14 protein-coding genes and 1 tRNA gene are annotated in these 14,636 nt (G+C 65.0%); 10 read left to right on the top strand and 5 right to left on the bottom strand.

Features of this window, described 5'->3' with window-relative positions; genetic code table 11:
• Window positions 1–212 precede the first annotated feature (212 nt).
• From bpln_RS32875 to bpln_RS34835, 7 genes are all read left to right on the top strand, one after another.
• Window positions 213–2,444 (top strand): ParB/RepB/Spo0J family partition protein, encoded by a 2,232-nt coding sequence (locus bpln_RS32875; RefSeq protein ID WP_055141355.1) that lies wholly within the window; start codon window positions 213–215, stop codon window positions 2,442–2,444.
• Between the two features lie 704 nt (window positions 2,445–3,148).
• Window positions 3,149–3,439, top strand: coding sequence for a hypothetical protein (locus bpln_RS37550; protein WP_244486995.1), 291 nt, complete (start codon window positions 3,149–3,151; stop codon window positions 3,437–3,439).
• Window positions 3,440–3,453: 14 nt separating this feature from the next.
• The gene (locus bpln_RS32870; RefSeq protein WP_055141436.1) at window positions 3,454–3,729 is read left to right on the top strand and encodes a hypothetical protein; all 276 of its coding nucleotides are present in this window, start codon (window positions 3,454–3,456) and stop codon (window positions 3,727–3,729) included.
• A gap of 56 nt (window positions 3,730–3,785) precedes the next feature.
• On the top strand, window positions 3,786–4,163 hold the full coding sequence (locus bpln_RS32865; RefSeq protein ID WP_055141354.1) for a hypothetical protein: 378 nt from the start codon (window positions 3,786–3,788) through the stop codon (window positions 4,161–4,163).
• 61 nt (window positions 4,164–4,224) lie between these two features.
• A complete protein-coding gene (locus bpln_RS36945; protein ID WP_209444944.1) occupies window positions 4,225–4,362 on the top strand; it encodes a hypothetical protein in 138 nt (45 codons plus the stop codon).
• A 5-nt stretch (window positions 4,363–4,367) separates the two neighbouring features.
• Window positions 4,368–4,444, top strand: a tRNA-Arg gene (locus tag bpln_RS32860).
• Between the two features lie 19 nt (window positions 4,445–4,463).
• A complete protein-coding gene (locus bpln_RS34835) occupies window positions 4,464–4,742 on the top strand; it encodes a DUF3717 domain-containing protein (protein ID WP_082465562.1) in 279 nt (92 codons plus the stop codon).
• A gap of 153 nt (window positions 4,743–4,895) precedes the next feature.
• On the opposite strand, the gene bpln_RS34830 is transcribed toward bpln_RS34835, so the two are convergent.
• Entirely contained in the window at window positions 4,896–5,177 is a 282-nt protein-coding gene (locus bpln_RS34830) for a hypothetical protein (protein ID WP_082465561.1), read from the bottom strand.
• A 1,869-nt stretch (window positions 5,178–7,046) separates the two neighbouring features.
• Here bpln_RS34830 and bpln_RS34825 point away from each other — a divergent pair.
• From bpln_RS34825 to mobF, 3 genes are read left to right on the top strand one after another with little or no spacing between them, the layout of a single operon-like run.
• On the top strand, window positions 7,047–7,496 hold the full coding sequence (locus bpln_RS34825; protein ID WP_082465560.1) for a hypothetical protein: 450 nt from the start codon (window positions 7,047–7,049) through the stop codon (window positions 7,494–7,496).
• On the top strand, window positions 7,489–9,549 hold the full coding sequence (locus bpln_RS32840; protein ID WP_055141350.1) for a type IV secretion system DNA-binding domain-containing protein: 2,061 nt from the start codon (window positions 7,489–7,491) through the stop codon (window positions 9,547–9,549). The genes bpln_RS34825 and bpln_RS32840 overlap by 8 nt, the downstream gene beginning before the upstream one ends.
• Window positions 9,550–9,561: 12 nt before the next feature.
• On the top strand, window positions 9,562–12,480 hold the full coding sequence (gene mobF / locus bpln_RS32835; RefSeq protein ID WP_244486994.1) for a MobF family relaxase: 2,919 nt from the start codon (window positions 9,562–9,564) through the stop codon (window positions 12,478–12,480).
• A 272-nt stretch (window positions 12,481–12,752) separates the two neighbouring features.
• Here the strand turns inward: mobF and bpln_RS38095 are convergent, their stop codons facing one another.
• The 4 genes from bpln_RS38095 to bpln_RS32820 form a co-directional block, all read right to left on the bottom strand.
• Window positions 12,753–13,034, bottom strand: coding sequence for a ProQ/FINO family protein (locus bpln_RS38095; protein ID WP_244131996.1), 282 nt, complete (start codon window positions 13,032–13,034; stop codon window positions 12,753–12,755).
• Window positions 13,035–13,315: 281 nt separating this feature from the next.
• Window positions 13,316–13,810: a GNAT family N-acetyltransferase gene (locus bpln_RS32830; protein ID WP_055141348.1), complete on the bottom strand. Its 495-nt coding sequence runs from the start codon at window positions 13,808–13,810 to the stop codon at window positions 13,316–13,318.
• Window positions 13,807–14,088, bottom strand: a complete 282-nt coding sequence (locus tag bpln_RS32825) for a type II toxin-antitoxin system TacA family antitoxin (protein WP_055141347.1) — start codon at window positions 14,086–14,088, stop codon at window positions 13,807–13,809. Before bpln_RS32825 ends, bpln_RS32830 begins: the two co-directional genes overlap by 4 nt.
• Before the next feature lie 178 nt (window positions 14,089–14,266).
• Entirely contained in the window at window positions 14,267–14,629 is a 363-nt protein-coding gene (locus tag bpln_RS32820; protein ID WP_148654283.1) for a hypothetical protein, read from the bottom strand.
• Between the last annotated feature and the right edge of the window lie 7 nt (window positions 14,630–14,636).

Here is a 14,636-nt window from a genome sequence, read left to right as displayed (position 1 = left end):
TGCCTGTGGGCCGCCTCATCCCGACGCATAGCGCGGCGGGCCGACATCGCAAGGGTTCGCTTCGCCGCGCCCTGCGCCCGTTCGGTGCGCGGCTTCGCCTGCGCTCCGCATGCGGCCTGGCGCGCGCCCCTGCCATGCCTTCCCGCTCGCGCACCCATGCGTCGAGGCGGCTCCACAAGGCAGCAATTTTTCCACCACAGCAAGGAGGTAGCATGAACGCAGTGATCACCGAAATCCCGGCTCTCGCTCACGACGCGGGCGTTCCCCCCGCACCCCCCGAGGCCCACCAGCTGGCAGGCGAAGAACGCCTGATTCCTCTCAGGCGTCTCGTTGCGTCCCCGTTCAACGTGCGCCGCGCGAAGCGCACCGGCGTGCAAACCTTGGCCGCGAACATCGAGGCTGTCGGTCTGCTGCAAAACCTCGTTGTCCACCCCATGAAGGTCGGCGCGAAGCGCGCGCAGACGTATGGCGTCGCCGCAGGCGAGTCCCGCCGGCTCGCGATGCTCCTATCGGTCGAGCGAGGTAAGCGTTCGCTCGACACCGAGGTGCGTTGCCTCGTCGTCTCGACCGACGCGGCCGTGCTGATCAGCACCAGCGAAAACGTGACGCAGCAGCCGATGCACCCGGCCGACCAGTGCGACGCGTTCCGCGCGCTGGTCGATGCCGGCCGCTCCATCCCCGAGGTCGCGGCCATCTACGCGATCAGCGAAACCATGGTGCGTCAGCGCCTCAAGCTGGCGCGCGTCTCCCCGAAGCTGATCGAGCTTTTTCGCAACGACGAGATCCGCCTCGACGTGATGCAAGCCCTCGCCGTCTCCGACAGTCACGACGAGCAGGACCGCGCGTGGTTCGACGCCCCGGAATGGGAGCGGTCCGCTTCCACGATTCGTCGGAAGCTGGTCGCCGGCGAGCACGATTTCCAAAGCAACCGCATCGCTCTGTTCGTCGGCATCGACGCCTACGAGGCGGCCGGCGGCACCGTGCGCCGCGACCTGTTCTCCGACGAAGGCGCCGCGTGGTATGCCGACCATGCCTTGATGGAGCGCGTCGCCGCCGACCTGCTCGAAACCGTCGCTGCCACGGTCAAGGAAGAGGGATGGGCATGGGTCAAGGCCGTACCGATCTTCGACTACGCCGCGCGCGCCACGCTCCAACGCCTGCCGGCGATGGCTGTGCCGCCGACCGACGAGCAGCAGCAGGAGATGGACGCCATCTCCGCCCGCATGGACGCGATTCAGGCCGAGCAGGAACACGAGGAAATTGACCACGATACCTTCGAGCGGCTTGGCGACGAGTTCGCCGCGCTCGAACACCGCCACGTGCAGATCGAAGAATCTTTGCAGGTGTATACGCCCTTGCAGATGGCCACCGCCGGCGCGGTTGTCTCGATCGGCAGCGACGGCGTGCCCAACATCGAGCGGGGATGGATCACGCGCGACACGACCGACCCCGAAAAGGGCGGCAACAGCGCAGACGACGAAGGCGAGGACAACGACGGCGAGGACGACGACGGCCCCGGCGCAGATGACGCCACGTCGCCGCCCGGCGGCTCCCCCGCAGCAGCGCCAGCCACGAAGGGACCGCACTCTGCCGCGCTTACCCTGCGCCTCAACGCCCGCCGTACCGCCTCCATCGCCATGGCGATCGCGCGTCAGCCGCACGTCGCCCTCGCCGCGCTCGTTCATCGGTTCCTCGTCTCCGAGTACGCACCGGGCTCCGCCGGGAGCGCGATCGATATCCAGTGGCAGGACAACACCGGCAAGGTTGGCAAGCACGCGCCGGAACTCGCCGACGATCTCGCCTACCGGCTCGCGACCGAGCAGCGCGGCGCATGGGGCGGCGTCATTCCAACTGACACCGACGCCTTGCTCGGCTGGTGCATCGAACAGACCGACGAACGCCTGCTCTCGATCCTCGCGCAGTACGTCGCCGCCAGCCTCGACGGTGTCGCGCACGACGAAGCGCCGCACAGCATCAACGCACTTATCCCCGCGCTCGGCCTGAATCTCGCCGACGACTGGAAGCCCACCCGCGCCAGCTACTTCGACCACGTCCCGAAGGCCCGCATCGCCGACGTCGTGACCGCCGCCGTTTCGCCTGCCGAGGGTATGCGCATCCTGAAGTTGAAGAAGGACGCCGCCGCTGCTGAAGCCGAACGCCTCGTTAGCGCCACCGGATGGCTCCCTGAGCACTTTGTCGCCGCCAAGACCCGCCCGCGCGAACTGTGGCGTGTCGGGCGCGCCGATGAGGACGACGAGGACCGGTCCGAGCCCGATGAACCGGCCACGGACGAGGCGGACACCGATGACCCGGCCGGTAGCGGGAACGACGTTGGCGCCCACGACAGCACTACGGACGATGCCGCCGACCGGGCCAACACGCCCCATATCGATCGCGACGAGGTCGCCGACGCCGAGGCCGAAGGCATGCCTGCTCGCGACTGAGCACGCGCCGGCGCCGGCGGGTATGCCGGCCGGCCGCCCCGCGCCCGCCGTCTCGCTTTCGCGCGGCGGCGGTGCGGCCGGCTCGGCTCGGCAGCACCAGCATGTTCCCGGACATGCTCACCTTTGCAATGTCCGCTCCCCCGTAAATCCTCACCGGTAGTTCTCTGCCTCGGTCTCACCGACCGGCTCGTTACCTGCGTGGTGCCGCCGCCGCGCGCTGCGATGGGCGTCTCCTTCGCTGCGCTACGGACCGGGCTTTCGCGCTGCGCGTCGAGCCTCGCTACGCGAGTCTCGCCCCTTCGGGCTTCAATCCCATGACGCCTCCGCGCCGTTCCGGCGCTGCGCGCTTCGCTTGCCAACTTCTCATCCGGGGTTACGCGCCCGCTGCTCGCGGGCGAACAGCAGGTCCAGCGCCCGGCAAAGCCGGGCGAGGGGACCCGGGGCAGAAGCGCCCCGGGCCGTGTGGTCGGTCCGGCCGGGGAAAGCGTGTGGTTGCGCTCCATCCTTTTGTACTGGGTTAAGCGCGTGGATCTGCCATTGGGAGCCGCCCCTTTTCGACGCATAGCGCACGCCGGCCGGGGCGCAAGGGTAAAGGCTGCGCCCGCGCCAGAGGCGCGCCCTTGCACCCCGGCCGGCGTGCGCTAAAAACGCGTCGAGGCGGCTCCCAATGGCAGATCCACAACCCAGCACAAAAGGACGAAACCGTGAGCGCAACCACCCCCGACCGAACCAACCACACCAACGGCCCGGGCGTTCCCCCCGGACCCCCCGAGGCTCACCGCCAGGCAGGCATTCGTCAACCGTCCCGGCTTCGCGCGACTGCGGCCCACTGGCTCGGCTGTTCCGCCGATGCGGCGTTCCGCGTGCTTCACCGTTGGACCCGCCCCGACGACGATGCACGCGCCGTGCGCGTTGAGGCGATCGTCGCCGGCCGCCCGGCCCGCATCACCCTTTTCCGCCAATCGACCGGTGCATGGGCGCCGGTTTGGCACTGACCGGAGAAATCACGATGAGCAATCAAGCAAAAACGCATCACATCGACGGAATCGCCGAGGGTTTCTTTGCCGTGACGCTTGCCGAGACATCGGCGGCGCCCTTGATCGCCGTGTACCACGCTGACGATGGCAGTGATCTCGCGTTCTCTCTGCCGACGCTCAACTGGTCTGCTGGGCAGATCAACGTGGTGATCAAAGTCTATGAACAGGCGTATGCGGGCGGCGAACGCTACGGCGAAGCGAAGACCAAACGCGCGATGCGCGAACTCATCGGCTGCCTTTGCAGCTAAGCCAACGCGCCGGGCGCCGAGCCCGGCGCATCCATCACACGACAGGAGATTTGATCATGGATTCCACCGCACGATTCGCCCCCGCACACGCCCGTGTTCGCGCCACGATCCGGACCATCATCACTCGCTTTCTCGCGATTGCCGGCACGTTCGCGATTCTTGCTATCTATGTCGGCGCCAAGACCCGCATGCCCGAACTCGCGGCGGCGTTCGTTGGCGCCATCGCCGCTGCGATGGTCGCGGTTGAAACGTTCGCGCCCAACCGGGGCAAGCTGCCCGTGCGCGCCGCACTGAAGAAGGTCGTCGTCGTCGGTTCCGCGTCCGCGCCCGGCTTGCTCATCATCGCTCTCGGTTTGGGGCGCCCCGACATCGCGGTCGCCGCTGCACTCGGCGTGTGCGCCGCAGTGTGGATGAACGAGACCATCGACTGGTGAGCCCCCATCCGTACAGGAGAACGATATGGCTCTGTTCAATGTTTGGCGCGACGGCGCCGCGATGAAGACGACGGTAATGGCCGCCGACATGGACGAAGCGCTCGATCGCTTTTGCGCGCGACACCGGTTCATCGACCACGCGGACTACTGCCGGCATCACGGCATCGAGGAAAGCGACATCAACGTCGAAGCAGTTTGAATCACGCGTCAGTAGCTCAGCCGGAGAGAGCGGCGGATTTCTAATCCGAGGGTCGGGGGTTCGAATCCCTTCTGACGCGCCACCGACAGGTTGTTGAACCAATGGTTTTGAGGCGAAGCCTAACCGAACTGCCGCCAATTGGCGGCCACCAAGGAGCGACTCAGACGGAAGCAAACGCGATCACGATTGAACAGGTCGAGGCCGCGATCAACACGTGGCGCGCACGTCGTCCGAGCACTGACGGCGATGCCAGACTGTGCCGTGAGGCGCGAGTATTGGCCGAGCCCTACGCATGGATGATCATGAATCGACAGGCCCAGATCCCCCTGACAGCACTGACGGCCGAACAACAGGCTGCGCTTGATGGACGGTCTGCCTGACTCGGGGTGGCGGGCGCTCGAATGGCCGGCCCGCCGGATAGCCGAGCGCGCGGGAATTATCCAGCTCGTGCCCGCGCCGACAAATCGGGGCAATCCCGTGCCGTGCAATAAGTGCGCGACACCAGATTGCCCCGACTCAGTCTCTGGCGCGAATTACGTGCTGTGCGTACTCTGCTCGGCTATCGGTTTCACTGAGGGAGCGCCCGAGAGAAGCCGCGCGATATCCCTGATCTTCTCTTGCCATTTTTCCGCCGGCAGTTCCAGCAGCTTCGCATCACGCAGGCTGTCGAGAATGGCGCGTTCGTTGCGCTCGGCGGCTTTGCGCGCCTGCTCCTTTCGCTCCAGTTCGAGCTTCTTCAGTTTTGCCTGTGTTCGCTCGATTTCGCGGTCAAGGTCGCGCGGTGCGCGCGGCGTCTTTTGCGTGGCGTCCGACATCGTAGGTCCTACTCCATGGTGGTTCCCTCCCCCTTGCGCGAAGTGTAGCTGAACCGCGCTGGCGCGAAAATGCGAGCGCCCAGCCAGGCGAACGCACCCGCTGCTCGCGTGCGAACTGCCGGTCGTGATGGACGAGCGCGCTGGCGCGCGGTGGGGCCGTCGGCGCTGGTGGTCGCCAATCCGCGCTCGCGCCATCCGAGCAGCCGCCGCGCCGGGCGGTCCGCTTCTACCGAGCGCGGGCCGCCCGGCGCGGAACGGCCAGCCAGGCGAACGCGCCCGCTGCTCGCGTGCGAACTGCCGGTCGTGACGGACGAGCGCGCTGGCGCGCGCGGTGGTGCCGCTCGCGCCGGCGGTCGCAAATCCGCGCTCGCGCCACCTGAGCAGCCGCCGCGCCGGGCGGTCGGCTTTCAACGTGCGCCGGCCGCACGGCGCGGAACGGCCAGCCAGGCAAACGCGCCCGCTGCTCGCGGGCGTACTGCCGGTCGTGATGGACGAGCGCGCTGGTGCGCGCGGTGGGGCCGGCCGCGCCGGCGGTCGCAAATCCGCGCTCGCGCCATCCGAGCAGCCGCCGCGCCGGGCGGTCCGCTCCTACTGAGCGCGGGCCGCCCGGCGCGGAACTGCCAGCCAGGCGAACGCGCCCGCTGCTCGCGGGCGTACTGCCGGTCGTGAGGGACGAGCGCGCTAGCGCGCGCGGTGGGGCCGCCCGCGCCAGCGATCGCCAATCCGCGCTCGCGCCAGCCGCACAGCCGCCGCGCCGGGCGGCCCGCTCCTATCGAGCGCGGGCCGCCCGGCGCGGAAATCCAGGTGCGCAGCTCACGCTGCGCTGTGTCACCGCGGCCGGCCGCCACCGTCGCGGCCGCCGAAAATCACCCTCTCGAGACACGCCCTCGGACGCCCACGCCTCACAGCAAAACCGATCCGATCTCGCCCGCCTCCCCTCCGCAACGCGGGCAGGTTTCCCACATGACGCACCGGTCCCCGCGCTTCTCCCGTTATCCACAACAAACACCGTTGTGGGTAACGGCGCGCGGCCGACGCTCTGCGATGTGGATGCATCGCGGCGTCGGTCCGGACCCGTGGACATGTGGAAAACCTGCGTGGCATAACCACGCTCGTCGCTCCGAAATTCTCACTACCCGTGCCCTGTCTGCGCTCCGCCCCCGCGTGAAAAATCGGCCCACGACGGAGTGATCGACGCTCGCCTCCCGTGCTCACTTTTCTCGTCACGCCCACAACCGCAACCGTCCTGCGAAGTCCCCATGTCGTTCACCCAGGCTCCCGCCTCACCAGCCACGAAGCACCGCTCCGGCTGGCTGCGATGGCGATCGCGACGCCTGCTGAAAAACCGGTCCGGTCGGCAGAGACCGACCTCCCCATCCAGATGAACGCGCCTACTCAGGACCCGCGTGGGGCTGAGGCCCCACTCCCCGAGTAGGCGGTCACACACCACGCAACTCCGTTGCGGGCGCTAAAAGCCTTGCTCCGCAAGGCTTTTAGCGGTATGACGCCTTGGCATACGCTCTGCCGCCTCGAAACTCGGCACCACCCCGCGCAAAGGTTTGCCCATCGGGACATTTGTCGGTAATACGCCTAAATCATGCCGGTAATACACCAAACCGGTTACTCAGGAGCATAGGCAGTCGAATAAGCCTTTGAATTCAAATAATTGTATAGCATTCCTGCGTATTACCAGAATGCGAAAAATCAAGCCGGCCGTAAAAGCGAGGCAGGCAGAAAATCCCGTTTGGAAACGTGCCGACTCGTGCTCGCCGTGCTACGATCCACGCCACACGGACGGCTAGATTTCTCGCCGAGCCGACAAAAAAATTCTCGGGGTTCAAGGTAGGGATCTCTCGACATGAGGTCTCCATGCCGCGTCTCAAAGCGCCGGGCAAGCGCGCGCTCAGCCCATGGTCAATCAAGGCTGATCCGGTAACGGATGCCTTCTATCGCGCCAAGGCTCACGAAGCCGGGCTTTCGCTTTCCGAATACGTTCGGCGATATCTCGCCCAAGGCGTTCTCAACGACAATGTGGTCCAGCTCGAGCAGCGCATCCTCGCGCTGATGGCTGCCGTGCAGGAACTGGTGGCACAGGTCGCGGCGACGCCGCCCCCTCGTCCAGCGTCTCCCGCGCCGGACCGGACCCAACCGGGCGGCATACGGCTGAACAAAGTTCAGGACGCCCAGCTCGAAGCCGTCTTCACCGGAAACGAGATTCTCTGCGCGATCGCCCACGACCGCGACCCGCAGATGCGCAATCGCGCGCAGGACATGGCCCGGGCCAAAATTCGCGAATTGACCGGGGGCGGCCATGAATAACGCCCGCGCTCCGAGCACCACCGCTACTTTTTCGCGCGGCATTGCCCTATGGTGGCAGCAGGCAAAACTCTTCGCCAGCGGTGTCCTCTTCGTTCTGGCCGGTTCGCTGATTGCCGGAATCCTGGTCGCGGCGGGCTCGCTGTTTCTCGCCACTTCCGCTGACGATCGGTATCTCGCGCTCAAGCACCTTCAGGCCGATTTGCTGACCGTTGTGCCAATGGCGAACCGCACGATCACTTTCAATTCCGACTCGGCAAGCACCTCCATGCAACCGGCCGAGGCGCTCGCTTTTACACGAGACGCCGCCGACTCCGTCAACGTCGAAATCTACAATGCCGCTCTCTACGGGGGCTTGACCACTATCGGCTGCTTCGTGCTCGTCACGCTTTTCTGGATGGAGTACGGCCGCAAGCGACTCACCGATCATCAGGTGCGTGGCGCTCGCCTAGTCAAGGCAAAACAGCTCAAATCCGAATTGGTGGCTCGCAACGATGCGAGCCCCTATCGGATCGCCGGCGTGCCAATGCGCAGAGGCGCCGAAAATCTCAATACGCTCATCGCCGGCGCACAGGGTACCGGCAAGTCGCGGCAGTTCTTCGAGTTGATGGCGCAGGTAAGAGCGCGCGGTAAAAAGGCTGTCGTCTACGATTCTTCGGGCGAGTTCACCGCGGCGTTTTACCGCGAAGGAAAGGATGTGATCCTGAACCCCCTCGACGCGAGAAGTCCGAATTGGAATCCATGGCGAGAGATTCATGGAGAGATCCATTACGACAACATCGCGGAGGCGCTCATCCCGCTGCCACCGAAGGACCCGCAGCCTTTTTTCGCGATCGCGGCTCGGATGGTCTTCAAGGATTCACTACGCGCGCTCGGCCAGTCAAACAAGCGAACGAATGCTGAGCTATATAAAGCGATCTCGCGCAGCAACCTCGACGAACTTCATGCGCTTTTGATTCGCGAGGCGGCCGCAACGTATGTCGATCCCGTTACCGAGCGGACCGGCATGAGCCTCAAGATGACCGTGCAAAATCAGCTGGACAGCTTCCGCTTCCTCCATGACGAGGGCGAGCCATTCTCGATTCGCGAGTGGACACAGAAGGAGGACGATGACTCTTGGCTGTTCATCACCGTCAATGAGGAACAAAAATCCGCGCTGCTTCCAGTCATCAGTTTGTGGTGCGACGTCGCGATCCAGGCACTGCTGTCGCTGGATCCGATTCACGCCGAGCGCTTCTGGTATTTCTACGACGAGCTACCGGGCTTGCAGAAGCTCGAGATCATGAAGATGGCCGTCACCGGAACACGCAAATTCGGTGGCTGCTTCGTGCTCGGACTTCAGGATTTTTCCCAACTTTTCGAAACTTATGGCGATCACCTCGCGCGCACCATCATCTCGGGCTGCCAAACCAAGCTGCTCTTGCGTGTGACCGATGGAGACTCGGCAAAGGCATTGGTCAATGCGATCGGCCAGGCCGATATCGATGAAAAGGAGGAAAACGCGACCATCGGGATTGACGAACGTCGCGACAGCATGAGCGTCTTCGCGCGCCGCAACCTGCGGGACATTGTGCTCGCGTCCGAGATCTTGCGGTTGCCCGATATGGAGGGCTATCTCGTGACGCCGGGCGATTATCCGGTCGCGCGCGTGAAATACGGATACGTTCCGATCGCGCAGATCGCGACACCATTCGTTCCGCGCCAGGCTTCCGGGTTGTGGCTCCCGCCGTCCGCGGCCCCGAATCCGCAGATCGCCGTGCCGGCGCCGGCGGCGACGTCTTCCTCAACTGCTGCGGCGGTCCAATCGGCGCCGGCGGCATCGGCCCCTCCCGTCCCCTCTTCGCCGCCTTCTGCTGCGGCGACCGCGCCGGCCGCTTCCGCCGCTTGCGCTTCCGCCGCTGCCGGTGCCGGTGCCGCGCCGGGCAATCTCATCATGCTCCCGTCCGGTGAAGTCGTCGACGCGGACACGGGCGAAGTTCAGGGGCGTACCAGCGGCGAGTCGGATGGCTTCGGCAGCGCGCCCGACGATTCCAATGGCCACTTCGACATTTTCTGAGACCGCGCCATGATGAGCATGCACAACGTAGGCAGCGCCGGCCAGGCGCTGCACTACTTTTCAAAAGACAATTACTACACCACCGAACAGGGCCTCGAGCGCTCCCAGTGGTTCGGCAAAGGGGCCGCCTCGCTCGGCCTCGACGGCCAGGTGGACGAGAAGGAATTCTTCGAGCTGCTGTCCGGCCGCGTTGCTGGCAAGCAGCTGGGCCGCGTCGTTCGCGATGAAAACGGCGAACCCGAGTGGGTCCACCGGCCTGGCATTGATTTGACGTTTTCGGCGCCCAAGAGCGTCAGCATCGCCGCCGAGGTGTTCGAAGATCACCAGGTCCGCCTCGCGCACGAGGAGGCTGTCAAGGAAGCACTCGAGTACATCGAGGAATATGCTGCGCAGGCTCGCAAGACGGTCGACGGGGAAACGATCACCGAGGAGACCGGGAACATCGTCGCCGCCCTGTTCCGCCACAACACCAGTCGTGACCTGGATCCGGACACGCATACGCACGCTGTCATCCTCAATGCCACGCAACGAGAAGACGGCGAGTGGCGTGCGCTCACCAACGACGAGCTGTACCTGCAGCAGAAGGTCATCGGCGCCGTCTACACCGCCTCGCTCGCGCGCGGGCTGCAGAAGCGCGGCTATGCGATCACGGCGCCGGACAAGAACGGTAACTTCGAGCTGGTGGGCGTCACCCGCGAGCAGATCGAGCACTTCAGCCAACGCTCCGCCGCGCGCGATCGGTGGTTGGTGGCGCACGGCATTGACCCGGCCAATGCGACTCCGGCCGAGAAGGAACGGGCGGTGCTCGCCACGCGCGAGCGCAAGCGCGACGTCGACCACGGCTTGCTCTCCCAGACTTGGCGCGAGCGCGCGCAGTCGGTCGGCCTGGACTACGGCGCGATCCAGGCGAAGGCGCACGAGGCACGCGAGGCCGGCACCGATGCCCGTGTTGTCGAAATGTCGGGCATTGATGCGCTTCGGTTTTCTGCCGCCCACCTCGGCGAGCGCGAGATCGTCCTGAACCGGTACGACATGGTCAAGACCGCCATCGAGCACGCCGTTGGCCGCACCTCCCCGGCTGCGATCCTGACCGCGTACAAGAAACTGGTCGAGGACGGCAAGATCGTCAACCTGCCGGACGGCAACATCACCACCGAGAAAATGCTGAACACCGAGCGCTGGACAGTCGAGCAAGCACTGTCTCAGCAAGGCACGACGCCGGCGATCGCGCCGCTCGACGTCGTTCGCGCACGCATTGATCACGCCGTTGAGGCCGCCCGGGCTGAACGCAATGACCCGACTTTCAACTATACGACCGGCCAGCGAGCGGCGATCGAACTCGCCCTGACCAGCGAGGACCGCATCGCCGGCGTTCAGGGGCTCGCCGGCGTCGGTAAGACCACGATGGTCAAGGGCACCGTCCAAGTGGCGCTCGAGCGGGGCTACGTCGTTCGTGGGATGGCGGCCACCGGCAAGGCCGCGTTGCAACTCGCGGCCGATGGCGGGATCAATGCAGACACGGTTACGATGTTCGAAATCCACGAGCAGCGCCGGCAGGACGATCTGAAGTTGCTGCGCGAGTACGTCCCGGACATGAAGCGCGAGCCCGAACTCTGGCTCGTCGACGAAGCGTCGTTCCTCGCCCAGCGCCAGATGGCCCGACTGATCAAAATGGCCGAGCGAGCCGACGCCAAGGTCATTCTGCTCGGTGACAAGCTGCAACTGCAGGCGATCGAGGCCGGCAAGCCGTTCGAGGTCTTGCAGGACGAGGGCCTCTCGACGGCGCTCATGACGCAGATCCAGCGTCAGCGAAACCCCGAGCTGCAGCAGGCGGTGGCGATCACGGTCGGTACCGCAGACCTGGCGCCCGGCGAGGAGCTGACCGATCTCGATCTCAGCCGCAACGCCCGTGCCTTCGATTTTCTCGAGCAAGCCGGCCGCGTCATTGAAATTCCCGATGGGGAGCTGCTGGTGCAAAACTTGGCGCGCCGGTACGTCGAGCGAGGCGATCGACGCAACGAGACCATCATCATCACGCCGTTCAACGAGGACCGCGTCAACATCAACAACGCGATTCGTTCCGAGTTGCAGGAGCGTGGCGAACTTGATACGCAGGAGTCGGATCACACGATTTTCCGGTCGGAAAGCGAGATGACCCGCGCCAAGCAAAAGGAGGCGCAGTATTACACGAAGGAAATGACGGTGCGGTTCGGCCGGGACTACCAAAAGATCCTCGCGGCCCGAGGCGAATACATGACAGTCGTCGCGACCCGACCGGACGAAGGCATCGTTGTGCTCCGCAAAGCCGATGGCTCTCTGATGGAGTGGGAGCCGAAAAAATACAACCGCGTCGAGGTCTATCTCTCGGAGGAGCGCGCGCTGGCGGCTCGCGATGTCATCCGCTTCACGCGCGGAGACGAACTGGTCAAGAACGGCCACGAGGCGACGGTGGTTTCCATCCACGGCAACCAGGCAGTTCTTCGTCTCGCGGACGGAAAGGAGATCCCGTGGGATCTCGACGCCCAACGTCACTGGGATCATGCCTACGCGGTAACGGTCCACGCTGGCCAGGGCGCGACGCGCGAGCAGGCCATACTGCACATCCCATCCGAAAAGCTTGGGCGTGACCCTGACGACCCACGCCGACAATCGGACATTGCGATGACCGTGCGGCGAATTTTCGGTGACCGCAGTTTTTACGTCGGCATCACCCGCGCCGTTGACGATCTGCTCGTCTACACGACCGGTGCCGAGACCGCCCGCTGGGCAGTCAGCCAGCATCAGGACAAGTCGAGCGCGATCCAGACGCTACGTGAGCATGAGGAGGCTCAGCTTGCTAACGCCTCGCTGCAACCTCAATCGGCCAATCCAGCGCCGCAGCCTCGGCGGCAACAGCAGGTGCTACAGCAGACTCAGTTCGATATAGATTGAGCCCGGGACGTCCGCCGGCGGCTGTTGGCCGGGCGTCCTGGGGTGGCACTTCCCACGAATGCAGGGCTGCGCCCTGCTGTATGCGGTGCGTCCACGTAGTGCGTCGTCTCGCGATCGAAGTACATCCGGGCGATGGTCGCCGTCGGCAGGCCTCTGAGACGCGCGCAGCGCCGTGAGTGCGGCTGTACGCGCTCGGCTCGGGCGGCGCTATCGGCTGGAACCGGTGCGGTGCATGTGCGACGCGAGGGTCATGTCAAACGATCGTGGCCAAGTCAGGTCGACTGACGCGACAAGGCGTGCAATCGCTCGATCGCATTCGCTGCATTGGCGGCCGGCACCCGCCCTGCCGGTCGGCCCTCGGGGTCGACACGCGTTGCGCCCTCGACAATGGTTCGCAGGTACCGCGGCGCCGAGCACCAAACAGCCAGCGCCGCGTCCAATTCGTCCTCGCCGATGTCGTATTGCGCCAAGTATCGCCAAAACTTGCGCTGGACCCGCACGCACAAAGGTAACGGGGCGGCCGGCTCTGGCGGAAACGCCACCGGGAAGTGCATCTGGAGCTTAGCCAGGGTAGCCTCGACCGGGAGCGGAGGGCGATCGGGGAAATAGGGAACCCGTTTCGGGGGCGGCCCCTTTCGCGGCTCGGGTTCAGGCAGCTCGGCGGCACTCGCTGGCGCTGGTGCAGGACTCGGGCGTTTGAGCGTGAGGCGGCTGCGTGGCGAATGCGGCGGTTCGGGCTTAATCGGTGCCATCTCAGGTATTCAAATGTTGTGTGGGGGCCGAGCGGCTGCAGTTTGACTCGGTGCTCGCCAGTTGCCTCGTAGGCCCGATGTCATCACAAGGCGTGCTCGAGGTCGGCCAGCGTGATCAGGAGCAGCATCGGATCGATCGGCGACGCCTCAAAGCCGACCCGCTCGTAGAACGCCTTGGCCGAATCCGTGAGCGCATGGACAATCAGGCCGCGAATCCCGATGGCCGCTGCGGCGTGCAGCACACGCAAACCGGCATCGCGTACCAGCGCACGCCCAACCCCATTGCCCTGATGAGCGCGATCGACGGCGAGACGCCCGAGCACAACCACGGGTATCGGATCGGGCATGTTGCGCCGGAAGCGGCCCGGTGCGACCTCGGGCGTAACCGCGCCGGACGCGAGTGCGTAGTACGCCCCCACCCGCCCGTCTCTCGTCGCCACAAAGGTCCGCGACGCACCGCTTCGTTGATTGGCCAATGCACGACGTTTGAGCCACGTGTCGAGGCTCGCGACGCCGGAATCGAAATCGTCGAGTCCATGCGCGTCGCTGAGCGGTTCGGGCGCGCGCCAGCCCGTCATGCGGCGGGGTCCCAGGGCGCGCGCGTCTGCATGGTCTGCCGCAATGCCGCGTTCGGTTGGGCGGGCGCATCGAGGCGCGCCAGGAAGGCCGCGTAGGCCTGCGGCTCGGCACTCAAAACAACCTGGTCGAGCAAGGTCTGTTCGGCGGCGGCCCGTGCTGCGTCCAAGACGAAATCCGTACGCGTTTTGTGGGCGGCTACTGCGGCGCGGTCGATCAAGCTGCGATCGTCGGGACGAATGCGTAGGTTCAGGGTGTCGCGTGGGGTGGTCGAGGTCATGAGTTGCTCCCGGTGAAGACACGAGTATAGGGCAATTGTACTGACATTGTCAGTACGGGCCGAGATGTAATCCGCCCCGGCGCAGTCGGGCTCGACCTGGCGGGCTTCTGCCGCGCCGATCGAGTCCTGTGATGTTTCGATTACTCGATCTTTCCCAACGGCCGGTCAGCGCGACTTCTCACGGCATCAATATGTCGTATAGGTACAGTATTGGCTCTGCAGACTCGTCTCTCTTCACCCGGAAAACCGCAAAAGCATCCGAGCGCCCATCGTCCGTAAAGATCGGCACCTCGATAGATAACTGGTCTGGCGCATTCCCACCGATCTCAAATACGTACCCTTCCAACAGGGCTTGATCAGGAATCGGTGCCATCGCCTCATTACCCAAACAGGCGTCCAGCGCAGCTTTGTACTCTGACGCGGTGCTCGGCCCAGCGAGACCTTGGCGTACTAGATCATCAAAATGGCCTTGGCTCATCTCGCCGTAGATATGCTTCACCAACGGCGCATAATTCGGATAATCCATCAATTTGCGTTCCATACTTCCT

It is taken from the genome of Burkholderia plantarii (assembly GCF_001411805.1).
GTDB classification, from domain to species: Bacteria; Pseudomonadota; Gammaproteobacteria; order Burkholderiales; family Burkholderiaceae; genus Burkholderia; species Burkholderia plantarii.
This window is presented reverse-complemented; position numbering and strand designations above follow the sequence as displayed.